Raw genomic sequence first — 21,098 nt, 5'->3', positions numbered from 1 at the left:
ATTCGGTGGAGATTCCCGCGCGAGCCGCTTACTCCGTGGTCCCAAGCGCGCCCGAGCCTTGCCCATCTGGCCGGATTTCGGTCCCTGACCAGTGCAGATGGCACGTTGAACGGACAGTTCCGGGCCCTCCCGCCGGGGCGCCCGGTGGGGTAGCGTCACGGCGCCGTGCGAAGCGCCACAAGGAGCAGGTCATTGCGCGAATTCACTGTCCCACCCATGGCCGCCGCTCCCCACGTGGGCGGCCTCGCCGATGTCGTGTTCGACCATGCCGACGAGGACCCGTACCGGGTCGCGCTCGGCCGAAAAGATGCGGACGGACGCTGGCAGGACGTCACGTCGGCGGCGTTCCGCGACCAGGTGCTGGCTCTGGCCAAGGGGCTGATCGCCCACGGTGTGCGGTTCGGCGACCGGGTCGCCCTGATGTCGCGTACGCGCTACGAGTGGACCCTCTTCGACTTCGCCCTGTGGGCGGTCGGCGCACAGTCCGTCCCGGTCTATCCGACGTCCTCCGCCGAGCAGGTCCTGTGGATGCTGCACGACGCCGAGGTGTCGGCGGTGATGGTGGAGCACGAGGACCACGCGATGACGGTGGCGTCGGTCATCGACCGGCTGCCGCAGCTGAAGCGGCTGTGGCAGCTGGACGCCGGTGCGGTGGAGCAGCTGGTCGAGTCGGGTGCGCAGGTCGATGACGAGGTGGTGCACCGGCACCGGCGTGCGGTGACCCCCGAATCGGTGGCGACCGTCATCTACACCTCGGGCACGACGGGCCGCCCCAAGGGCTGTGTGCTTACGCACGCCAACTTCATGTTCGAGACGGACACCATGGCCTCGCGCTGGGAGTCGGTCTTCCACTCCAGACCGGGCGACGAGGCGGCGACGCTCCTCTTCCTGCCGCTGGCGCACGTCTTCGGACGGATGGTGGAGGTCACCGCGATCCGCGGCCGGGTGAAGCTCGGGCACCAGCCGGAGCTGTCGGCGAAGGCCCTGATGCCGGACCTGGTCTCGTTCCGCCCCACGTTCGTCCTGGCCGTCCCGTACATCTTCGAGAAGGTCTTCAACGGGGCCCGGCGCAAGGCCGAGGCGGAGGGCCGGGCGGGGCCGTTCGACAAGGCCGTCGACATCGCGGTGAAGTACGCGGAGGCGATGGAGGCGCGGGCGTTCGGCACCGGCCCCGGTCCCTCCACCGGGCTGCGGATGCAGCACCAGTTCTTCGACAAGGTCGTGTACAAGAAGGTCCGCGACGCGATGGGCGGCCGGATACGGCACGCCATGTCGGGCGGTTCCGGCATGGAGCGGCGGCTCGGCCTCTTCTTCGCGGGCGCCGGGGTGACGGTGTACGAGGGATACGGGCTGACCGAGTCGACCGCGGCGGCCACCGCCAACCCCCCGGAGCGCACCCGGTACGGCACGGTCGGGCAGCCGATCCCGGGCACGAGCGTGCACATCGCGGACGACGGCGAGGTGTGGGTGTACGGGGCCCATGTGTTCGGCGGGTACCTCGGTGACCCGAAGGCCACCGACGGGGTGCTCAACGACGGCTGGCTGGCCACCGGCGACCTGGGCGCGCTGGACGAGGACGGCTACCTGACGATCACCGGGCGGAAGAAGGAGATTCTGGTGACGTCCGGCGGCAAGAGCGTGTCGCCGGCCGCCCTGGAGGAGCGGGTGCGGGCGCATCCGCTGGTGGCGCAGTGCATCGTCGTCGGCAACGACCGGCCGTACATCGCGGCGCTGGTCACCATCGACCGGGAGGCCGTGGAGCACTGGCTCACGATGCAGGGGCGGCAGTCGCTGACCCCGGCCGAGCTGGTGCGCGACCCGGATCTGGAGATGGAGGTGCGGCGGGCGGTGGTGGCGGCGAACACGGCGGTCTCGCAGGCCGAGTCCATCCGTACGTTCCGCATCCTGGCGCACCAGTTCAGCGAGGAGCACGGGCTGCTCACCCCGTCGCTGAAGCTGAAGCGCAAGGCGATCGAGGCGGCGTACGAGACCGAGGTGGACGCGCTGTACCGCTGAGGTGCGGAAACGGTGCCGTCCGCCGGGAATGTGCTGGTCCTCTTGATCGTTGACGTGGGGAGTCCCACCCACACAACGTTAGGATCGACTGCTCGTGAGCCAGGTCCCCTCCCTCACTCTCAACAACGGCGTCGAGATGCCCCAGCTCGGGTTCGGCGTCTGGCAGGTGCCGGACGACGAGGCCACGAAGGCGGTCGCCACCGCCATCGAGTCCGGGTACCGCAGCATCGACACCGCCGCGATCTACCAGAACGAGACGGGCACCGGAAAGGCCATCGCCGCCTCCGGCGTCGCCCGCGACGAGCTCTTCGTGACCACGAAGCTGTGGAACACCGAGCAGGGATACGACTCGACGCTGCGCGCCTTCGACGACTCGCTCGACAAGCTGGGCCTCGACTACGTCGACCTGTACCTGATCCACTGGCCGGTGCCGGCCAAGGACGCCTATGTCGACACCTACCGGGCGTTCGAGAAGATCTACGCGGACGGCCGCGCGAAGGCCATCGGCGTCTCGAACTTCCTGCCGGAGCACCTGGAGCGGCTGCTCGGTGAGACGTCCGTGGTGCCGGTGCTCAACCAGATCGAGCTGCACCCGCAGCTCCAGCAGGCCGAGTCGCGCGCACTGCACGCCAAGCACGACATCGCCACCGAGGCGTGGTCGCCGCTGGGCTCGGGCAAGGGCCTGCTGGAGGTGCCGACGGTCCTCGCGGTCGCCCGGAAGCACGGCCGTACGCCCGCGCAGGCGGTGCTCCGCTGGCATCTGCAGACGGGCAACGTGGTGATCCCGAAGTCCGTGACGCCGTCGCGGATCGCGGAGAACATCGACGTGTTCGACTTCGAGCTGGACGCCGACGACCTGGCCGCGTTCGCGGCGCTGGACGAGGGCAAGCGGCTCGGCCCGAACCCGGGCGAGTTCAACGCGGGCGCCTGAGCCCTCGCGTACGACCGCTGAAGCATGACGAAGCCGCCGCCCGGGCCATGAGCCGGGGCGGCGGCTTCGCTGTGTACGGGGCCGGGCTCAGGCGCGCCGGCCCAGGTGGAGGGTGCGGGCCAGGAGCAGGAAGGTGTCGGGGCGCCGGTGCAGTCCCGCCGGGTCCTCGGGGTCGAGGAGCCGGTCGAGCACGGCGATGTCCTCGGCGGCGAGGTGGTCGACCAGTCCGTCGCGGCGGCGGGTGAAGTCGGCGATGACCTGTTCGCGCGCCGCGTCGCCGAGCGGTGCGGGCAGATCGAGCAGGAAGCTGCGGGCGCCCTGCGGAATGAGGCCAGCGGCGCTGAACAGGGCGGCCCAGTCCTCCACCTCCCGCCTGGCGTCGGACAGTTCGGCGCGCATCTCCTCGAAGAGTTCCGCCTCCACCGCCTCCATCCGGGCTTCGAGCCCGGGCTTGCCGAAGCCGAGGTCGCGCGGAAGCTGTCGGGGCTGGAGCCCGCCCTCGACGAGGGCGACGGTGCCGCCCGGGCGCAGCAGTGCGGCGAATCCGGCGAGTACGGCGCGCTGGTCGCCCATGTGGTGCAGCGCGTTGCCGGCCCAGATCAGGTCCGCCTCGCCCAGGTCCGGCAGGCCGGCGGGGAGGGTGGCGTGCAGGGTGGTGACGCGGTCGGCGAGCCCGAGCCGCTGCGCGCGGGCACTCGTGCGCTCCAGCAGGGCGGGGGTGCCGTCGACGGCGACGACCTCCGCCTCGGGGAAGACCTCCGCGAGCAGGCAGGAGATCACACCGGGTCCGCTGCCGATGTCCAGGACCCGGCGGACCTTCGGTGCGGTGGGCAGCGCGGCGACCCAGCGGGCCGCCTCGGTGTACTGCCCGCTGCTGATCTCGGCGTTCCGCTCCAGGAGCGGGGCCATGACGTCCCAGTCGGGTTCGGTGCCGCCGTGCCCGTGTCCGTGTGCGGCGCCGCGCTGGTGGTGGAGGCCCTGGTGGCCGCCGTCGTGGTGGTGTCCGTGCCCGGTGTGGTTGCTCATGGACCCAGCCTCACCGGGTCCGGATCACCGCGCAAACTTCGTTGCTGTTCCGGCAAGGAGCAGGCGCCGCCCTTGCGGTACTCCTGCGGGCTGACGCCGCGTACCCGCTTGAAGGCGGTGCTGAACGCTAACGCCTGGCTGTAGCCGACCTTGCGGGCCACGGCCTCGACCGTGGCGTCCGTCTCGCGCAGGAGATCCGCCGCGACGGCGAGGCGGCGGCCGGTCAGATAGGCCATCGGGGGCTCCCCCACCAGCTCGGTGAAGCGCCGGGCGAGGGCGGCCCGCGAGACGCCGGTCCTGGCGGCCAGCGCGGCCACCGTCCAGGGGCGGGCGGGCTCGTCGCGCAGCAGCCTCAGCGCCTGACCGACGACCGGGTCGCCCATGGCGAGGTACCAGCCGGGCGGTTCGGCACCGGGCCGCGAGAACCAGGTGCGCAGCGCGTCGACGAGGAGCAGGTCCAGCAGCCGGTCGAGCATCATGCTCTGCCCGGGCTCGTCGCGCGCGATCTCGTTGTCCAGCAGGGTCAGCAGCGGGCCGGTGCGGCCGCCCGGCGGCAGGACGAGCAGCGGGGGCAGGGCGTCGAGCAGCCGGCCGCTGATCTCGCCGTCGAGCAGATACGTACCGACGAGGACGACCGCCGAACCGTCGCGGGCGTTGCCCCAGGTCCGCACGCCCAGCTCCATGGACTCCGACAGCGGCTCGCCGCGCAGCGTCGCGCAGGTGCCGCCGGGGCCGATCAGCGCCCTCGGTTCGGTGTCGGGCCGGTCGGCGACGGCGTACGGCTCGGGGCCCCGGGCCACGGCCAGGTCACCGGGGCGCAGCAGGACGGGCTCGGCGGCTCCGACAGGCACGATCCACGCCTCGCCGCTGGTCACGGACATCAGGCAGAGCGGGGCCCGGTCCTCGATGCGGACGGACCAGGGCGGCTCCATCACCATCCGCAGCAGCAGCGCCCCCCGGGCCCGTGGCCCGTCCAGCAGTTCGGCCAGTGCGTCCATGAGCAGCAGCGTAGACGCAGGCGTAGGTGGCCGAGAGCCTTGGGCATGGAGCGCGCGGGGCGGGCCGGGGAACCTTGTCCCATGACTGAGGAGATGCAGAACCGGACACGGCAAACCCCCGGCGCGGGGCCGGTGTTGGTGACGAGCGGTACGGGCAAGACGGGGCGCCGGGTGGTGGAACGGCTGGCCGCGCGTGAGGTGCCGGTCAGGGTGGGCTCGCGCCGGGGCGAGGTGCCCTTCGACTGGGCGGACGAGTCGGGGTGGGAGGCCGCGCTGAGCGGCGTGGAAGCGGCGTACGTCGCGTACGCCCCCGACCTGGGGGCGCCGGGCGCGCCGGCGGCGATGACCGCTTTCGGGCAGGTGGTGCGGCGGTGCGGGGTGCGCCGCCTGGTGCTGCTGTCGGGGCGGGGCGAGCCGGACTCGGTGGTCGCGGAGGAGGCGCTGCGGGCGGCTTCCGGGGACGCCGAACTCACGGTGGTGCGCTCGGCGTTCTTCACCCAGAACTTCAGCGAGGGCGTCCTGGTCGAGGGGGTGCGCGGCGGTGAGCTGGTGTTCCCGGCGGGCGACACCGCCGAGCCGTTCGTCGACGCGGACGACGTGGCCGATGTAATGGTCTCCGCGCTGTGCGGGGAGAGCGGTGCGGGCCGGGTGCACGAACTGACCGGCCCCCAGGCGCTGACCTTCACCGAGGTGGCCGTCGAGCTCACCGGGGCGACGGGCCGCGAGGTCCGCTATGTGGCGCTGGCGGGCGCCGAGTACGAACAGATGCTGGTGGGGTACGGCGTTCCGGCGGCGGAGGCGGCCTTTCTGGCCGAGCTGTTCACGACGCTGCTCGACGGGCACAACGCGGCGGTGACGGACGGTGTGAAGCAGGCGCTGGGCCGTGACCCCAAGCCGTTCGCCCGGTTCGCCGCGGAGGCCGCCCGCGACGGCGCCTGGGACGCGTAGGCGGTGCGCCTCCGTTGAGCCGGGCGTCCGTGCGGGCGCCCGGCTCAGGGCTCAGCGGCGGAAGGCCAGCAGCCGGTACTCGGGGTCGGCGCGCCGCCGCTCGGGGGCGGGCAGGGCGGTCAGGGCGCGGGCGAGGTGTTCGGCGGCAGCCCCGGGCAGGGACAGGCGCGAGGCGTAGTAGCCCCGGCGGACGGCGCCCGCCGCGCTCAGCGGGCTCCGGCCCTGCCCGTGGCCGCGGAAGAACGCCTCCCCCAGCACATCGAGGCCGGCCTCGGCGGCGTACGCGACGATCAGGTCCGTACCGTCGGACGGGGTGGGTGCCAGGTACGGGGCGAACGCCTCGTCGATGTCGCTGCCCACGTCGTGCGAGGCGTCCTTGTCGACGGTGGTGACGAACACGCCGCCCGGCCGCAGCACCCGCGCGGCCTCGGTGACCACCGCCCGCGCCACGCCGTCCTCGCGCAGCAGGTGCAGCAGCCAGACGGCGGTGACCGCGTCGACCCCGGCGTCGGGCAGCGGCAGCCGGCGGGCGTCGGCGAGCACGACGGCGCCGACGCGCTCCCGGGCGACGCCGGCCATGCCGTGCGCGGTGTCGGAGCCGATCACCCGCAGCCCGGGGCGGCCGACGGCGATCCGGCCGGTGACCAGGCCCGTGCCGCAGCCGATGTCCAGCAGGGAGCGGGCAGTTGTCGGAATCAGGCCGAGCACGGCGTCGGCCGCGGCCTCGGCACGCGGCACCCCGCCACGGGTGGCGTCGTAGAGGGCGGCTTCTTCGTCGTAGTCCAGCATCCGGGCGACTCTAGGCCAGTCCGCAAAGTCCCGACCGAAGGTCTAAACCATCGACGTATTGCCGTGAGACCTCGGTGGCCATAACTTGCGGTGATGGAGCTGGAGTTGCGCCATCTGCGAACCGTACGTGCCATCGCCGACACCGGAAGCCTGACCAAGGCCGCCGCCGCGCTCGGTCTCGCGCAGCCCGCGCTCAGCGCACAGCTGCGGCGGATCGAGAAGGCGCTCGGCGGCCCGCTCTTCGACCGGGACCACACGGGTGCGCGGGCGACGCCTCTGGGCGAACTGGTGCTGGAGCGGGCCCGGGTGGTTCTGCCCGCCGTCAGCGAACTCCAGGAGGAGGCGGTGCGGTTCGCCAACGCCATGGGGAACATGGAGCGGTTCCGGCTGGGCGGCACGCACGGCCCGCTGCTCGGCGGGCTCGTCGACCGGCTGGCGGCGGCGCACCCAGCCGCGCCCGTCTCCACGTACACCTCCTGGTCGGTGGCCGAGATCGCCTCGCAACTGGTCGACGGACGGCTGGACTTCGCGCTCATCGGGACCTGTGGCGAGAGTGCCGCGCCGGACGCGGACCGGCTGGAGTGGCAGGTCATCGGGGTCGATCCGGTCTTCGTGATGCTGCCGGAGACCCATCCGCTGGCCGGGCGCGGCGAGTTGGAGCTGTCCGAGCTGGCGGGCGAGTGCTGGGCGGACGTGCCGGGCGACGGCTGCTTCGCGGACTGCTTCGTGGCGGCCTGCGCGCGGGCCGGCTTCAGCCCGGCGTCGGTGTACGAGACCGACACCACGTCCGTCGTCCATCTGGTCCAGGTGGGGCGGGCGGTCGGACTGTGCCGGGCGACGTTCCCGCCGACGCCGGGTGTGGTCACGCGGCCGGTCAGCGGGGCGCCTCTCAGCTGGCGCCATCTGCTGGGCTGGCATCCGCGTTCGGCGGCGGCGTCGGCGGCGGCCGGAGCGGTCAGCGGGCACACCCGGGCGGCGTACGCCCAGGCGGTGGAGCGCAGCGAGAGCTACACGCGCTGGCTCGCCGCGCACCCCCGCTTCGGCGCCGCGCCCTGACGGCCGGGGGGTGCTACTCGGCTCCGTGGCCGGGTGCCACGGCCGCCACCCTGGCGGCCAGGCCGAGGTCCTTCTCGGTGACCTTGCCGCCCGCGTCGTGGGAGTTCACCGACAGGGCGACCGTGTTGTAGCCGAGAGTCAGGTCGCTGTGGTGGTTCAGCTCGTCCTGGATTCGGGCGATGTGGATGGTGAGTGCGGCGGCGGCGAAGTGGGAGGGCAGCCGGTAGGTGCGGGCGATCCGGTCGCCCTCCAGCGTCCAGCCGGGCAGTTCGCGCAGCCGGTCCTCGATCTCGTTCCGCGGCAGCGGTGCGGCGGGCATGCGGCGGCTCCCTCACTGGTGGTCGATGCCGGTCGGCGGTGCCGGTGACGTTACGGTCTTCGTATGACAACTGTCGCGCTCGACACGGGGGTAGGGCCGCTGCTGCGCAACTGGCGGGAGCGGCGGCGGATCAGCCAGCTGGAGCTGGCGCTGCGGGCCGGCTCGTCGGCCCGGCACATCTCGTTCATCGAAACCGGGCGTTCGCGCCCCAGCGAGGACATGGTCCTGCGGCTCGCCGAGCACCTGGAGGTGCCGGTCCGGGAGCGCAACGCCCTGCTGGTGGTGGCCGGTTACGCCCCGCACTACACGGAGACCGCGCTCGACGACCCGGCGATGGGGGCGCTGCGCGACGGCCTGGACCGGCTGCTGCGGGGCTACGACCCGTACCCGGCGTTCGTCGTGGACGGGATGTACACGGTGGTGGCGGCCAATCAGGGGATGACACGGCTCCTGGAGGGGGTGCCGGAGCATCTGCTCGCCCCGCCGCTGAACGCGATGCGGCTCACCCTGCATCCGGACGGCCTCGCCCCGCGCATCCGCAACCTGCGGGAGTGGCGGGCCGATCTGCTGGCCCAGATGGAACGGCAGATCGCCCTGGTCCGTTCGGCAGAACTGCGTGAGCTGTACGAGGAGGTCGCGGGCTATCCGGTGGCGGCGGACCCGGGCGGGGAGGGGGACTGGGAGCCGCCCTCGTCGTCGGTGCCGTTCGCACTGCCCCTGGTCATCGAGCACGAGGGGCGGCTGCTGTCGTTCGTCGCGTCGATCGCGACGTTCAACACGCCGATGGATGTGACGGTGGCGGAGCTGGCCATCGAGACGCTGCTGCCCGCCGACGAGGAGACCGCCGCCCATCTGCGGTCCCTCGTGCCCTGACGACGACGGCCTGCGCGGCCGCCCCGCGTACCGGCTGATCGGCACCGGGGCGGCCGCCTGGTCAGGCCCTGTCGTCACATTCCCGTCTGCCGCGCGACGACAGGCCCTACACCCGTGCCCCGTTGTCGTGCGGGTCCCGGCTCCCTGCCCCCTTCCTGGCGCGCGGGGCGCGGGTGCGGGCGGGCGGCGGGACCTTGCTGGTGCGTTCCAGCAGGAGCGCGGCCGGTACGGCGGTCATGACCGAGGAGTACGTGCCGACGACGATGCCGATCAGCAGGGCGAGGGCGAAGTCCTCCAGGGAGTCGCCGCCCAGCACGACGAGCGCGGTGAGGATGAACAGGGCGCCCATCCCGGTGTTCACCGTTCTCGGCACGGTCTGCAGGACCGCCTGGTTCGCCACGGACGCGAGGGGCCGCCTGCGGGCCTTCGCCCACAGCTCCCTGACCCGGTCGAAGACCACCACCGAGTCGTTGACCGAGTACCCGATGACGGTGAGGAGCGACGCCAGGAAGATGCCGTCGACGGTGCGGCCCAGCCAGGCGAACGCCCCGATCAGAATGATCACGTCGTGGATCAGCGCCCCGACCGAGGCCACGGCGAACGTCCAGCGGAACCGGATCGCCAGATACGCCAGCTGGACGAGTACGGCAATCGCCAGGGCGATCAGCGCGTTGCGCCGCAGTTCGTCGCCGAGGCTGGGGCCGATGAGTTCGTCGCGGACCTTGGTGGTGTCACCGCCCTCGGCGGCCAGGGCGGCCCGCAGCTTGTGTTCGCCGTTGTTGTCGAGGTCCCCGGTCCGCACCGAGATGTCGCCGGCGCCGGCCGTGGTGACTTCCGCATCGCCGAACCCGGCGTCCGCCAGGGCGGCGCGCGCGGTCTCCACCTCCACGGGGCGGCTCGTCGAGTACTCGATGAGCCGGCCGCCGGTGAACTCGACGCCGAAGTTCACCCCGCGCACCACGATGCCCGCCACGGCCACCGCGATCAGGACCGTGGAGATCATCAGCCAGCGGCGCGGGTGGCGCATCAACTGCGGGTCGCGCCGGCTGAGCCAGGTGCGCACCCGGCCCGGGATCGCGATGCCGTTGACGCCCCGGTAGTCGCCGACGAACCGGATGCGGGCCGCCGTCTCGGTGAGCGCGCGGGCGATGACGAGCGCGGAGAACATCGACGCCAGGACACCGATGGCGAGCGTGACACCGAAGCCCTTGACCGGGCCCGAGCCGAGGAAGAACAGCAGCCCGGCCGCGATGAGCGTCGTCACGTTGGAGTCCGCGACGGCGCTCCACGCACCCCGGAACCCGGCGGTGAGCGAGGAACGCAGGGGCCGGCCGGGGCGCTGGGCGTGCTCCTCCCTGGCCCGTTCGAAGACCAACACGTTGGCGTCGACGGCCATGCCGATGGCCAGCACGAAACCGGCGAGTCCCGGCAGGGTGAGCGTGACGCCGAGCGCGACCAGTGCCGCGTACGAGATGACGCCGTAGGCGGCCAGGGCGACGGCGGCGAGCGCGCCGAACAGGCGGTAGACGACCGTGATGAACAGGGCCGTGACGGCGGCGCCGATGAGGGCGGCGCGGGCACTGGCGTCGATGGCGGCGGCTCCGAGCGTCGGGCCGACCGTCCGCTGCTCGACGATCTCCACGGGCACCGGCAGGGAGCCGCCCTCGATCAGGAGGGCCAGTTCGCGGGCCTCGTCCGCGCTGAAGGAGCCGGTGATCTGGGTGGAGCCGGAGGGCAGGCCCGTGCCGCAGGAGACGGTCGGCGAGACCTGGGGCGAGGAGATCACCTGCTGGTCGAGGACGATGGCGACCCGGCGCCGCTCGTCCTGGACCGGGTGGCAGGCCGCTTCCCCGGTCAGCCGGGTCCAGTCCCGCCCGGCGTCCTTGTGGAAGTCGAGCGAGACGGTCCAGCCCGCGCCCTGCTGGGCGTCGAACTCGGCGGACGCCTTCTTGACGCCCGCGCCGGAGAGCGCGGCGGGGCCGAGGGCCAGTTCGCGTCCCTGCTCGTCGGGGAGCGTCAGCCCGTCCTTGCCCTCGGCGCCGTCGGCCGTGCCCGGACCCTGGACGGCGTGAAAGGTCAGCTGGGCGGTCTTGCCGATGACCTCGGCGGCCTTGCGGGGGTCCTGGACGTCCGGGAGTTCGACGATGATCCGGTCCTCGCCGGACCGGGTCAGGGTCGGCTCCGTGACGCCGAGCGAGTCGATTCGCCGGCGCAGCACCTCCAGGGTTCGGTCGGTGCTCTCGCGGTCGGCCTTCGCGGTGTCGGAGTCCTTGGCCTGCAGCACCATGCGGGTGCCGCCCTGGAGATCCAGGCCGAGTCTGGGTGACATGGTCAGCGTGATGAACACGGAGACGAGCAGTACGGCCGCAGCCAGAACCGCCCGCACCGTGGTGGCGCGCGTCATTGCGGGTTTCCTCCGAGGGGACGCCGAGCGCCCCCGCACCCGTCAGGAGGGCGAGGAGGGCACGGCGGTGATGGGGAGCGGGACCTGCGACAGGTCCCCGGGCCGGTGAGGACCGGCCCCCGGAGGCCCGCGCACACCGGGGAGCGCGACGCGCAGGCGCTCGGCGGCGGCACAGGGGAGGGCGCGTACGGACCAGGGGACGGGGGGCGGAAGGGGGACGCCGGCCGGGCACGGGAGCAGTGCGCCGGGCCCCGGCGGGGGGAGCTGGTGCGGCGTACGGGGATGCTCGGCGGCCACCCACGGCTCGGTACGCGACCCCCGGTCGGCGACGGCCATGGGCGCGACGGCCGACGTGGGGGCCGTGGCCGAGGTGGGAGCAGCGGCCGGGGTGGGGGCCGTGGTCGAGGTGGAGGCGGTGCCTGGCGCGGGCGCGGTACCCGAGACGGGCGAGGCGGTCGAGGTGGGAGCCGCGGCCGGTGCGGGGGCCGTGGCCGGCGCGGGGGCCGTGGCCGGCGCGGGAGCTGTGGCGGGTTCGGGGAGGCCGGAGGTGGGCGGCGTGGGTGCCCCGGCAAGGGTCGCCACCGCGCGTACGGGCAGACCGGCGCCCGCCGCGACGGGCGCGCCGCCGGCGACCGTGAGCACCGCGAGGAGCAGCGCCGCCAGGAGCCGCCGCGTCGCCGAGGCATGTGCGCCGTGTGCCGGGGTGGCCGGCCGGCTCCCGGGGTGCGCGTTCCCCGGGGGCGGCCCCGGGAGGGGGGTCACCCGGATCGGCCGGGCAGGGCCGGTGCGGCGGCGTGGCGGAGCACCGAGCTGAGGATGAGTCCGGCTCCGCGTACGACCGTGGTCGCCGGGTCGTCCGCGAGCCGGACCGGGACGCCGAGGCGGACCGCTATCCGATTGGTGATGTCCGGACGCAGCGCCCCGCCTCCCGCGAGCAACGGCCCCCGGCGCAGGGCACCGAGCAGCGCGCCGTGCCGGTCCTGCCGCCACATGGCCATGACCATGTCCAGGACGGCGCGGACCACGACGGCGGGCGCCTCACCCGGTTCCAGGTCGCTGAGCCCGGTCTCGGCCAGACGCGCGTCGCGCACCAGGCCGTCGACGAGCAGGGTCGCCTCGGTCAGCTCGGCGCCGACGTCGATGACGAGGAGCGGGCCCCCGTCCCGCGGTCCGGCGTACGCGGCGGCGGCCCTGGCGCTGTCCAGGACGATGACGTCCGAGGGGCCGAGCGCGCGGAGCATGTCCCGGGCGGCGGTGCGGTGTCCGGGGCCGGCGAGGACGGGGTGGCTGAGGACGATCACCGTGTCGTCGCGGTCGCCCCCGAGGGCCCGGTCGGCGATGCGGGCCAGCATGCGGCCGCACGACTCCGGGTCCACGATGCGCCCGCGCCGGACGGGGCGGACGTGGCCGTACTCGCCGCCGTCGCCGCTTGCGGTGTCCGCGACGATGCCCTGTCCGGGAACCCAGGCGCGGGTGCGGGAGCTGCCGAGATCGAGCGCGAGCCCTCGGGTCGCGCCCCGGTAGTGCCGGTGAACGGAGCGGTCGTGCCGCCGCCCGTCGCGCAAAGAACGCATCGCCCCTCACCCCCGCCCCGCTGCCGCGGCCGTTCACACACCCAGTGACCCGCTGATAGCGAGGCATGGCCGAGCCCTCACTATGCAATAGGGAGGCAAAGAAAGCCACTCCCAAGCAAAATCGAAGGACGCGCCAACCGCCACCCACCGCCCGGCCCCCGCCCCACGTGACGGACAGGTCACGCCTCGACGGGCAGGAACTCCCCGATCAGCTCCGCGAACTCCTCCGGTGCCGCGATCCGTACCCCCAGGCCCTCCGCCTTCGTCCGCTTGGAGCCCGCCTTCTCACCGGCCACCAGCAGCGTGGTGCGCTTGGAGACGCTGGAGGAGGACTTCCCGCCGGCCCGTTCGATCAGCTCGTTCATCTGGTTGCGTGACAGCTTCTCCAGCGTGCCCGTCATGGCCCCGGTGACCACCACGGTCATCCCGGCCAGCGGCAGCCCGTCCGCGCCCTCACCGGCCCCTTCGCCCTCCGGCACGGCGGCCTTGTCGCCCTCCTCGCCCGGCTCCGGTGGCGGGGTGGCGCCCGGCTCGGTCATGGTGAGCCCGGCGGCGAGCAGTTTCTCGATCAGCGGGGCCAGCTCCACCAGCTCCGCGACCACGGCCGCCGCCTTCTCCTTGCCTATGCCGTCGACCCGCTGGAGCTCGTCCACGCCGGCGGCCCTGATCCGGTCCATCTCCGCGAAGTGGCGGGCGATCCGGCGGGACATGGAGCGCCCGGTGCCGCGCACGCCGAGGGCGCCGAAGACCCGGGAGAGCGGCTGGGCGCGTGCCGCGTCGATCGCGGTCAGCAGATTGTCGGTGCTCGTCTCGCCCATCCGGTCGAGCGCGAGCAACTGCTCGCGCTCCAGGGTGAACAGATCGGCGAAGTCCGCGACCAGTCCGGCGTCCACGAGCTGGACCACCCGGGTCGTGCCGAGGCCCTCGATGTCGAGCTGGTCGCGCCCGGCCGCGTACGAGACGGAGGCGACGAGGCGGCAGTCGCGGCCGCGTACACAGCGCCAGCGCTGCTCGCTGGTGTCGATGTCCGAACCGCACTGCGGGCACACCTCGGGGAAGACGACGGGCTGCTCGTCGCCGGTCCGCAGCTGGGCGACGGGCGCCTCGATGCGGGGGATGATGTCGCCCGCCTTGTAGACCATCACGTGGTCTCCGATGCGCAGATCCCGGCGGGTGATGTCGGCCGGGTTGTGCAGGGTGGCGTAGCCGACGGTCGATCCGTCGATCTCGACGGGCTCCAGCACCGCGCGCGGCGCGATGATGCCGGTGCGTCCCACGTTCCACTCGACGCCGAGGAGGCGGGTGACCTTCTCGACGGCCGGGAGCTTGTAGGCGATGGCCCAGCGCGGCGCGCGGGTGCCGACGCCGGCGTCGCGCTGGTCGGCCGCCAGGTCCGCCTTGATGACGATGCCGTCGATACCGAAGGGCAACGCGGCCCGCAGCGCGGCGACTTCCTCGATCCGCTCCTGGACCTCCTCGACGGTGGTGACGGTGCGCGGCGCGACCTCCGGGTCCCCCGCCGTGTGCACGCCGAGGCCCGCGACATACGCCAGGGTCTCGCTGTGGGGCAGCTCGGCCGGCATGGCGGCCGTTTCGCCGGAGTCGGGCAGCGGCAGGGCGCCGTAGGCGAAGAACGTCATCTGCACCGTGTACGCGCGGTCCTTGGCACGCAGGGTCCCCGCGGCGCCGTTGCGCGCGTTGGCGAAGGGGGCGCCGCCGTGGGCGGTGCGGACGGTGTTGGCCTGCTCGAACTGCTCGGTGGTCATGAGGATTTCGCCACGTATCTCGATCGTGTCCGGTCCGGCGAGCTGTCCGGGGAGTCCGACGACGGTGCCGATCGCGTGCGACACGTCCTCACCGGCGGTGCCGTCGCCGCGGGTGATCAGCTGCTCCAGGCGGCCTTCGCGGTAGCGGGCGGCGACCGCGAGTCCGTCGAGCTTCGGCTCGACGCTCCAGGCGGTGACGGGCCGTCCGATCCGGCGCTCCAGCGAGGCGGTCCAGGTGGCGAACTGCTCGGCCGAGAAGACGTTGTCGAGGGAGAGCATCGGCACGGTGTGCGGCACGTCCCCGACGGCCGCGCCGCCGGCCACCTTGCCGGTGGGCGACGCGGGCAGCACCTCCTGCGGACGGTCCTGCTCGTACGCGGCGATCCCGCGCGCCAGCCGGTCGTAGCCGTCGTCGTCGAGCGTGCTCTCGCCCGTGGCGTAGTACGCGGCGGCGGCCTGCGACGCCTGTTCGACCGCAGCGGCGTAGGCGGCGGTGTCGGCGAGCACAACAGCTGAGTTCGTCATGCCCTCCATCCTGCCGCCCACCACTGACAGCACCCCGGCCACCGCCTTCGGCCTCCCACTCCGCGACGCCGGAGGGCTTCCTTCCGCTTTCCCGGGCACGCCACTTCTGACCAATGCATCTGAGAGAGCGCTCTCCGAGACCCTTCGCATCCAAACTGGCTTCAAAGCGCAAAGAATTGCCGTTCTGTGCGCCCTATTGACATGCCCGCAACACGCTTTTACGTTCCATGGAGAGAGCGCTCTCTCGGTGCTCTCTCAACCCTGGTCAGGTCCCCATGATCAGGCCCCCCCACTTCCCCGAACAGGAGTGCCGTGCTCTTCTTCCGTCAACGACGCACCGGCGAAGACAGCCGCCGCAGAGCCCTGCCGCCCAAGCGGTACCGCACGGCGGCGCTCGCCGCCGCCGCGCTCGCCCTGACCTTCCTCCAGGCCACCACCGGCAGCGCGTCCGCCGGCCCGGCCGCCGCGGCGGCCCCCGCCCCCAAGGCGGCCGCCGATGTCGTCCGGGTCGCCGAGTTCCTGGCCGAGTGCCCCTACACCCACCGGGCGCCCGACGACCCGATCATCTTCCCGGGCCTGCCCGGCGCCTCGCACATGCACAGCTTCTTCGGCAACGACTCCACGAACGGCAACTCCGACCTCGCCTCGCTGGAGCGTGCCAGGAGCACGTGTTCACCCGACATCGACCTGTCGTCGTACTGGGTGCCCACCCTGTACGACGGGAACAAGGAGGTCGAGCCCACCGGCACGACGTTCTACTACCTGGGCGAAGGCGTCCGGGACGACGTCATCCAGCGCATCCAGCCCCTCCCCCGGGGCCTGCGCATCGTCGCGGGCAACGCCAAGGCGACCGGCCCCGACGACAACACCATCTCGCGCTGGTCGTGCCTGCACCACGGCGAGGTCAACCCGTCGCACGACTTCGTCAACTGCCCGGCGGACGGGATGCTGGAGTCGTACCTCGACTTCCCGCAGTGCTGGAACGGCAAGGACCTCGACTCGGCCGACCACAAGAGCCACATGGCGTATCCGGTCGGCGGCGAGTGCCCCTCGACCCACCCGGTGCCGGTGCCCAAGCTCCGTCAGGTGCTGCGGTACCCGGTCAACGGCGACCCGTCGCGGTTCCGGCTGGCGTCCGGTCCCGGCTACACGATGCACGGTGACTTCTTCAACGTGTGGCCCGAGGCCGAGATGGCGCAGCGCGTCCGCGACTGCATCAACGCCATCGTGAAGTGCGGGGCCAACGGCACCCCCTGACCGCCGCACCGCCGCACCCCCGTCCCCCCGCCCGTCCGGGGCCGTGTGCCCCGGACGGGCTCCAACCCCGAGGAATCCCCGTGACGAAGGCGGCCCGCAGCACAGCGGCGCTCATCCTGCTCCTCCTCGCGGCCGGTTGCGCGGGCCCGGCGCACACGGAGCGTCCGCCCGCACCCGCCTCCGCTCCCCCGGTCTCCGCACCCCCGGCCTCCGCTCCGGCCTCCGGTGCCCCGGCCGACCCGACGGATGCCGCCTGGGTCCAGCTGATGACCCCGATGAACGAGCAGGCCGTGGCGCTGCTCTCGCTCGCCGCCGAGCGCTGCGGCGACGCCGGGGTACGCCACTGGGCGGCCGGGCTGCTGGCCTCGCAGAACGATGAACTCTCCCGGCTGCGCCCGCTGCTGGCCCGGATGGGGCTGCCGGACACCAATGTCCACGAGGGCCACAACATGCCGGGCATGGTGACGGCGGACGACCTCGCACAGGCCCGCACGGTGAAGGGCGCGGCCTTCGACCGGTTCCTGGTCGCGCAGATGAAGGACCATCTGCACCAGTCCGCCGAGGTATCGCGTTCCGAGACCGGGGCCGGCACCCGGCCGGACGCCAAGCGGCTCGCCGCCGACCTGGTGACGGCCCGCCGCACCGAACTCGCCCGGCTCCCGGCCCTTCCCGGCGGTTCCGGCTGACGCCCCCGGTCAACGTACCCCCAAGGCCTGCACAACCTTTCACGCGTCGGTCGTACCACCCGGTATAAAGACTGCATGACTGCCGACTCCCCGCTGCCCGCCCGTCCCGTCACCTTGGAGGACGTCGCCGGGGTGGCCGGGGTGTCACGGGCGACGGTGTCCCGGGTGATCAACGGGGCGACCACCGTGGACCCGGTGATGCGGCGAATGGTGGAGGCGGCGGTGGACGCCACGGGTTACGTGCCCAACCGCGCGGCCCGTTCGCTGGTGACCCGGCGCACCGATTCGATCGCCCTCGTCGTCTCGGAGCGCGAGCGGCGCACCGTGCCCGAGCCCTTCGTCGGCCGGATGTTCTCCGATCCGTACTTCGGGCGCGTGGTCGGCGGGCTCCTTGAGGTGCTGCGTCCGGCGGGCATCCAGCTGGTCCTGATGCTGGCCGACGACCAGGAGTCCCGCGACCAGTTGCTGTCGTACCTGCGCCATGGGCACGTCGACGGGGTGGTGCTGATCTCCTCGCACGCGGACGATCCCCTGCCCGGGCTGCTGCACGGAACCCGGCTGCCCGCCGTGCTCGCGGGGCAGCCGCTCAGGCCGACCCCGCTGACCTACGTCGAGTCGGACCAGCGGGCCGGGGCGCAGCTCGCCGCCGACCACCTGGCCTCGCTGGGCCGCCGCCGGATCGGTACGGTGTCGGGCCCGCAGGACATGCCGGCCGGTCAGGCGCGGCTCAGTGGTTTCCTGGACGCGCTCGCGGCGCACGGCATCCGGGACGTGGCGACCGCCGAGGGCGACTTCACCCATGCCGGGGGCGCGACGGCCATGCGGCGGCTGCTCGCGGACCGTCCGGACCTGGACGCGGTGTTCATCGCGTCGGACCTGATGGCGCTGGGCGCCGTGCCCGTGCTGCTGCGGGCCGGCAAGGACGTGCCCGGGGACGTGGCCCTCGTCGGGTTCGACGACAGCAGTGCGGCGCTGACCTGCGATCCGCCGCTGACGACGGTCCGGCAGCCGGTGGAGGAGATGTCGGCGGAGATGGCCCGGCTGCTGCTGAAGCAGATCGGCAAACCGGGCGACCCGGCCCCGTCCGTGATCTTCCACCCGACTCTCGTACGGCGGCAGTCCGCCTGATCCGGGGGCCGTCGGGCGGTCAGGTCCGGGCGCCCGTCCCGGAGCCCTTGGCCTGCCCGTGCCGGGTCCACCGGCCCGTCCGGGCGCCCGTCCCGGAGCCCTTGGCCTGCCCGCGCCGGGTCCACCGGCCCGTCCGGCCGCCCGGCTGCTCGTCCCGCCGCACCGGCACCTGGGGGCCCGAGGCCTCGTTCAGCCAGCACCGCAGGACCCGGTGGACGGCCTCGGCGCCCACCAGCTCGTCCGGCCGCTCCCCGTCCTCGCCCGCGACGGCGTCCAGCGGGTCCGTCATGGAGCACGGCCACAGCAGGAACGGCCTGGACTGGTCGCCGCCCAGGCCGCCGTGCGAGCCGATCTGCTCCTCGAAGGCGTGCACGGTGCCGGTGGCGGGGTCGTACATGGAGTTGACCATCACATCGGCGACGTGCGGGAAGGTGTCCGTGCGCCGGATCGCGTCCGCCGCCCCCGTGCCGTACGGGGCCAGCGGCCCCCGGCCGTCGGCCAGCTCCGCCACGGGCACCCGCACCCCGTCGTGGGCCAGCACCACCGAGCCGTACCGCTCGCTGCGTACGAGCAGGAAGCCGATGCCGGGGTGGTTGGCGAGCGTGGAGAGCAGGGCGGGGTGGCGGCGCTCCAGCTGCTCCAGCGAGGCGCGTCCCTCGATGTCGGGGAAGGAGATCAGGCCGAGGTTCCCGGAGGCGAGGACTATCGGGTCGGAGGGCTTCGCGACGTGCTCCTCCTGGCCCTCGGCGACCGGCCGGTGCAGGGCGATCCGCACCGCGTCGCGGGCCTCGGACGCGCTGCGGGTGCGCTGCGCCCTGCGCGGCACCGGCAGTCCGCTGCCCGCCCGCACCAGGTCCTTGAGGGTGAGCCCGTACACGCCCGCGAAGGTGTCCCCCGGGCTCTGGCCGTGGTCGGACAGGAGCACGATCCGGTAGGTGCGCGGGGTGTGCTCGGCAACCTTGGCGATCAGGGCGAGGGACCGGTCGAGACGTGCGAGGACCTTCTCGGCGTCCCGGCTGCGCGGCCCCGAGTGGTGCGCCACCTCGTCGTACGCCACCAGGTCGGCGTAGACCGCGGTGCGTCCGGCGAACATGTCGCCGATGACGGCGGCGACCACCACATCGCGTTCGACGACGGTCGCGAAGGCGCGGATGAAGGGGTACAGGCCGCCGCGTTTGATGCGGGGCGTCTCCTTGCGGAGGCGGGCCCGGGTGGACTGGGCGATCTCCCGGCAGACCTCCGCGGCGAAGGAGCCGGCGGTGCGGACGGCGTTGGCCGGGTCGGAGAAGTAGGCGAAGTACCCGGCCCGCGACCGGCGGCCCTTGCCGAGTCTGGCGGCCATCGACAGGACGAGCGCGAGCTGGTGGGCGCCGCCGCTGAAGAGGTTGCCCCGGCTGGCCCCGTCGAGCGTGAGCAGTCCGCTGTCCCCGGTGCGCGCGACGGCCCGGCGCTGCATCTCCAGGGCGCTCGCCGGTTTGCTGGAGACCATCACGACGCCGGTCTCCTTCTCGTACCAGCGGAAGGCGGGGACGTCGTGGTTGCTGCCGTGCAGGATGCCGAGCTGGCTGGCGCCGGTCTGGCTGGACCAGTCCGTGCGCCAGGGGGTGAGCCGGTGCCCCTCGCCGTCGGCCAGCCAGTGCGCGACCGTCGGCATCAAGCCCCCGGCGGCGGCTTGCACGAGGGCGTCGTGGCCGACCCCGTCCAGCTGGATGAAGACGGTGCCCGGCGGGCCCCCGCCGGCGCCGCCCGTGCCGCTGCGCCGGCGGCGCCGGTCGGCCAGCCGCGAGAGCCGGCGGCGGTAGGCGTTGTCGTCGCGGACGGCGAGGGCCGTGGAGGTCGCGGAGGCGACGGCCGACATCACGGCCGCGACGACGACGGCGGTCTCCGGGGCAGCGGCGCCCCGGCCGTCCGGGATGAGCCGCAGCGCGATCAGCAGCAGCGAGCCGTTGAGGAAGAAGACGAGCATGCCGAGGACGAGGGCCGGCACGATGAGCAGGGCCCGTACGAGCACCGGCCAGACCAGTGCGGAGAGCAGTCCGAAGGCGCCCGCGCCCCAGGCCGCGGTGAACGCGGTCTTGGTGACGGTGTCGCCGTCCTCGGACTGGAGCCGGAAGTCCGGGAGGATGCCCGCGAGCGCGAGCATGGTGAGCGTCGAGACGGCCCAGACCGCGATCACTCGCATCAGCGCGCTGCCGGCTCGCCGCCATCGCCTGTCGCCCACGCCCTCGTCACCTCACGTCCGGGCCCTGCCGTTCCGGGCCCCGCCCAAGCCTTTCACAGCGGCTCCGGCGGGCCCGCAGGCGGTCAGCAGCCGTCGTATCCGGCGGTCGGCATGGAGAGCCTGCGGTGCACCCCTGCCTTGTGGTCGGCGCTGTAGGACGGCTCGTGGAGCCCGGCGATCTCCAGGCGTACGCCGCGCCGCTCGCACTCCGCGGTGAACTGCGGCACCGAGGCCAGGGCGCGGGCGAGGACCCGGTCGCTGGGGGCGACGAACAGCTCGACCTCGCCGCTCTCGACGTCGGCCCAGAGCGCGGGGTGGTCGGGGCGCAGCCCGTAGAGGCGCAGCTGCCGGGTGACGACGTAGCCCTGGTCGGCGGCCCAGCGGGCGCACATGGCGTGCTGGCCGCGGGTGTCCACCAGGAACGGATCGCTGTCCAGTTCTTCGAGCGGCGTCAGACTGGCGATGGCCGCCACTCGTACGTCCCCCATGGCCGTCTCCCGGTGCTTGTCCTTCCCCGACCCCGACCCTATGCGGACGTCCCCGGGGCCCGAGGGCGCGTACCGGGGCGGTGAGGGGGCGCA

18 protein-coding genes are annotated in these 21,098 nt (G+C 73.3%); 8 read left to right on the top strand and 10 right to left on the bottom strand.

The features are described 5' to 3' along the window. Positions 1 to 216: 216 nt before the first annotated feature. Positions 217 to 2,016: an AMP-dependent synthetase/ligase gene (locus E6P78_RS15605; protein ID WP_136204190.1), complete on the top strand. Its 1,800-nt coding sequence runs from the start codon at positions 217 to 219 to the stop codon at positions 2,014 to 2,016. A 94-nt stretch (positions 2,017 to 2,110) separates the two neighbouring features. Beyond that, positions 2,111 to 2,947 carry an aldo/keto reductase gene (locus tag E6P78_RS15600; RefSeq protein WP_136204189.1) on the top strand — a complete coding sequence of 279 codons (837 nt, stop codon included), beginning with the start codon at positions 2,111 to 2,113 and terminating at the stop codon, positions 2,945 to 2,947. 87 nt (positions 2,948 to 3,034) lie between these two features. Here the strand turns inward: E6P78_RS15600 and E6P78_RS15595 are convergent, their stop codons facing one another. Further along, positions 3,035 to 3,973, bottom strand: a complete 939-nt coding sequence (locus tag E6P78_RS15595) for a class I SAM-dependent methyltransferase (RefSeq protein WP_136204188.1) — start codon at positions 3,971 to 3,973, stop codon at positions 3,035 to 3,037. Further along, entirely contained in the window at positions 3,970 to 4,971 is a 1,002-nt protein-coding gene (locus E6P78_RS15590) for an AraC family transcriptional regulator (RefSeq protein WP_136204187.1), read from the bottom strand. The genes E6P78_RS15595 and E6P78_RS15590 overlap by 4 nt, the downstream gene beginning before the upstream one ends. An 81-nt stretch (positions 4,972 to 5,052) precedes the next feature. Between E6P78_RS15590 and E6P78_RS15585 the strand changes: the two genes are divergently transcribed. Further along, positions 5,053 to 5,919 carry an NmrA family transcriptional regulator gene (locus tag E6P78_RS15585; protein ID WP_136204186.1) on the top strand — a complete coding sequence of 289 codons (867 nt, stop codon included), beginning with the start codon at positions 5,053 to 5,055 and terminating at the stop codon, positions 5,917 to 5,919. Positions 5,920 to 5,970: 51 nt separating this feature from the next. On the opposite strand, the gene E6P78_RS15580 is transcribed toward E6P78_RS15585, so the two are convergent. After that, a complete protein-coding gene (locus E6P78_RS15580) occupies positions 5,971 to 6,708 on the bottom strand; it encodes a class I SAM-dependent methyltransferase (RefSeq protein ID WP_136204185.1) in 738 nt (245 codons plus the stop codon). A 93-nt stretch (positions 6,709 to 6,801) separates the two neighbouring features. On the opposite strand from E6P78_RS15580, the gene E6P78_RS15575 reads away from it, so the two are divergent. Further along, positions 6,802 to 7,764 (top strand): LysR family transcriptional regulator, encoded by a 963-nt coding sequence (locus tag E6P78_RS15575; protein ID WP_136204184.1) that lies wholly within the window; start codon positions 6,802 to 6,804, stop codon positions 7,762 to 7,764. A gap of 13 nt (positions 7,765 to 7,777) precedes the next feature. Here the strand turns inward: E6P78_RS15575 and E6P78_RS15570 are convergent, their stop codons facing one another. Next, positions 7,778 to 8,083, bottom strand: coding sequence for a 4a-hydroxytetrahydrobiopterin dehydratase (locus tag E6P78_RS15570; protein ID WP_136204183.1), 306 nt, complete (start codon positions 8,081 to 8,083; stop codon positions 7,778 to 7,780). A gap of 63 nt (positions 8,084 to 8,146) precedes the next feature. Here E6P78_RS15570 and E6P78_RS15565 point away from each other — a divergent pair, with 63 nt between their 5' ends. Next, on the top strand, positions 8,147 to 8,956 hold the full coding sequence (locus E6P78_RS15565; protein ID WP_136204182.1) for a helix-turn-helix transcriptional regulator: 810 nt from the start codon (positions 8,147 to 8,149) through the stop codon (positions 8,954 to 8,956). 106 nt (positions 8,957 to 9,062) lie between these two features. On the opposite strand, the gene secD is transcribed toward E6P78_RS15565, so the two are convergent. From secD to ligA, 4 genes are all read right to left on the bottom strand, one after another. Further along, positions 9,063 to 11,360 (bottom strand): protein translocase subunit SecD, encoded by a 2,298-nt coding sequence (gene secD, locus E6P78_RS15560; protein ID WP_136204181.1) that lies wholly within the window; start codon positions 11,358 to 11,360, stop codon positions 9,063 to 9,065. 42 nt (positions 11,361 to 11,402) lie between these two features. Next, entirely contained in the window at positions 11,403 to 12,122 is a 720-nt protein-coding gene (locus tag E6P78_RS15555) for a hypothetical protein (RefSeq protein ID WP_136204180.1), read from the bottom strand. Next, entirely contained in the window at positions 12,119 to 12,934 is an 816-nt protein-coding gene (locus E6P78_RS15550) for a rod shape-determining protein (protein ID WP_206307817.1), read from the bottom strand. The genes E6P78_RS15555 and E6P78_RS15550 overlap by 4 nt, the downstream gene beginning before the upstream one ends. Before the next feature lie 179 nt (positions 12,935 to 13,113). After that, the gene (gene ligA, locus E6P78_RS15545; protein ID WP_136204279.1) at positions 13,114 to 15,234 is read right to left on the bottom strand and encodes an NAD-dependent DNA ligase LigA; all 2,121 of its coding nucleotides are present in this window, start codon (positions 15,232 to 15,234) and stop codon (positions 13,114 to 13,116) included. 303 nt (positions 15,235 to 15,537) lie between these two features. Here ligA and E6P78_RS15540 point away from each other — a divergent pair, with 303 nt between their 5' ends. The 3 genes from E6P78_RS15540 (at position 15,538) to E6P78_RS15530 (ending at position 18,296) form a co-directional block, all read left to right on the top strand. Beyond that, the gene (locus E6P78_RS15540) at positions 15,538 to 16,482 is read left to right on the top strand and encodes a DUF1996 domain-containing protein (RefSeq protein ID WP_136204179.1); all 945 of its coding nucleotides are present in this window, start codon (positions 15,538 to 15,540) and stop codon (positions 16,480 to 16,482) included. Between the two features lie 80 nt (positions 16,483 to 16,562). Then, positions 16,563 to 17,168: a DUF305 domain-containing protein gene (locus E6P78_RS15535; RefSeq protein WP_136204178.1), complete on the top strand. Its 606-nt coding sequence runs from the start codon at positions 16,563 to 16,565 to the stop codon at positions 17,166 to 17,168. 75 nt (positions 17,169 to 17,243) lie between these two features. After that, positions 17,244 to 18,296, top strand: a complete 1,053-nt coding sequence (locus tag E6P78_RS15530) for a LacI family DNA-binding transcriptional regulator (RefSeq protein ID WP_136204177.1) — start codon at positions 17,244 to 17,246, stop codon at positions 18,294 to 18,296. A gap of 19 nt (positions 18,297 to 18,315) precedes the next feature. On the opposite strand, the gene E6P78_RS15525 is transcribed toward E6P78_RS15530, so the two are convergent. Together E6P78_RS15525 and E6P78_RS15520 are read right to left on the bottom strand one after the other, a co-directional pair. After that, positions 18,316 to 20,517: an alkaline phosphatase family protein gene (locus tag E6P78_RS15525; protein WP_240799221.1), complete on the bottom strand. Its 2,202-nt coding sequence runs from the start codon at positions 20,515 to 20,517 to the stop codon at positions 18,316 to 18,318. A gap of 83 nt (positions 20,518 to 20,600) precedes the next feature. Continuing rightward, positions 20,601 to 21,005, bottom strand: a complete 405-nt coding sequence (locus E6P78_RS15520; protein WP_136204176.1) for a hypothetical protein — start codon at positions 21,003 to 21,005, stop codon at positions 20,601 to 20,603. Positions 21,006 to 21,098: the final 93 nt, after the last annotated feature.

The organism is Streptomyces sp. A0958, from assembly GCF_004795035.1.
In the GTDB taxonomy this organism is placed as follows: domain Bacteria; phylum Actinomycetota; class Actinomycetes; order Streptomycetales; family Streptomycetaceae; genus Streptomyces.
Note: the sequence above shows the minus strand (reverse complement) of the source record. Positions and strands in the feature narration are given on the sequence as shown.

What these genes read in the sequence shown, in the direction of transcription:
- E6P78_RS15605 (WP_136204190.1), top strand. Translation starts at nt 217, where the DNA reads ATGGCCGCCGCTCCCCACGTGGGCGGCCTCGCCGATGTCGTGTTCGAC.
- E6P78_RS15595 (WP_136204188.1), bottom strand. Translation starts at nt 3,973, where the DNA reads ATGAGCAACCACACCGGGCACGGACACCACCACGACGGCGGCCACCAG.
- E6P78_RS15590 (WP_136204187.1), bottom strand. Translation starts at nt 4,971, where the DNA reads ATGGACGCACTGGCCGAACTGCTGGACGGGCCACGGGCCCGGGGGGCG.
- E6P78_RS15585 (WP_136204186.1), top strand. Translation starts at nt 5,053, where the DNA reads ATGACTGAGGAGATGCAGAACCGGACACGGCAAACCCCCGGCGCGGGG.
- E6P78_RS15580 (WP_136204185.1), bottom strand. Translation starts at nt 6,708, where the DNA reads ATGCTGGACTACGACGAAGAAGCCGCCCTCTACGACGCCACCCGTGGC.
- E6P78_RS15575 (WP_136204184.1), top strand. Translation starts at nt 6,802, where the DNA reads ATGGAGCTGGAGTTGCGCCATCTGCGAACCGTACGTGCCATCGCCGAC.
- E6P78_RS15570 (WP_136204183.1), bottom strand. Translation starts at nt 8,083, where the DNA reads ATGCCCGCCGCACCGCTGCCGCGGAACGAGATCGAGGACCGGCTGCGC.
- E6P78_RS15565 (WP_136204182.1), top strand. Translation starts at nt 8,147, where the DNA reads ATGACAACTGTCGCGCTCGACACGGGGGTAGGGCCGCTGCTGCGCAAC.
- secD (WP_136204181.1), bottom strand. Translation starts at nt 11,360, where the DNA reads ATGACGCGCGCCACCACGGTGCGGGCGGTTCTGGCTGCGGCCGTACTG.
- E6P78_RS15550 (WP_206307817.1), bottom strand. Translation starts at nt 12,934, where the DNA reads ATGCGTTCTTTGCGCGACGGGCGGCGGCACGACCGCTCCGTTCACCGG.
- ligA (WP_136204279.1), bottom strand. Translation starts at nt 15,234, where the DNA reads ATGGAGGGCATGACGAACTCAGCTGTTGTGCTCGCCGACACCGCCGCC.
- E6P78_RS15530 (WP_136204177.1), top strand. Translation starts at nt 17,244, where the DNA reads ATGACTGCCGACTCCCCGCTGCCCGCCCGTCCCGTCACCTTGGAGGAC.
- E6P78_RS15520 (WP_136204176.1), bottom strand. Translation starts at nt 21,005, where the DNA reads ATGGGGGACGTACGAGTGGCGGCCATCGCCAGTCTGACGCCGCTCGAA.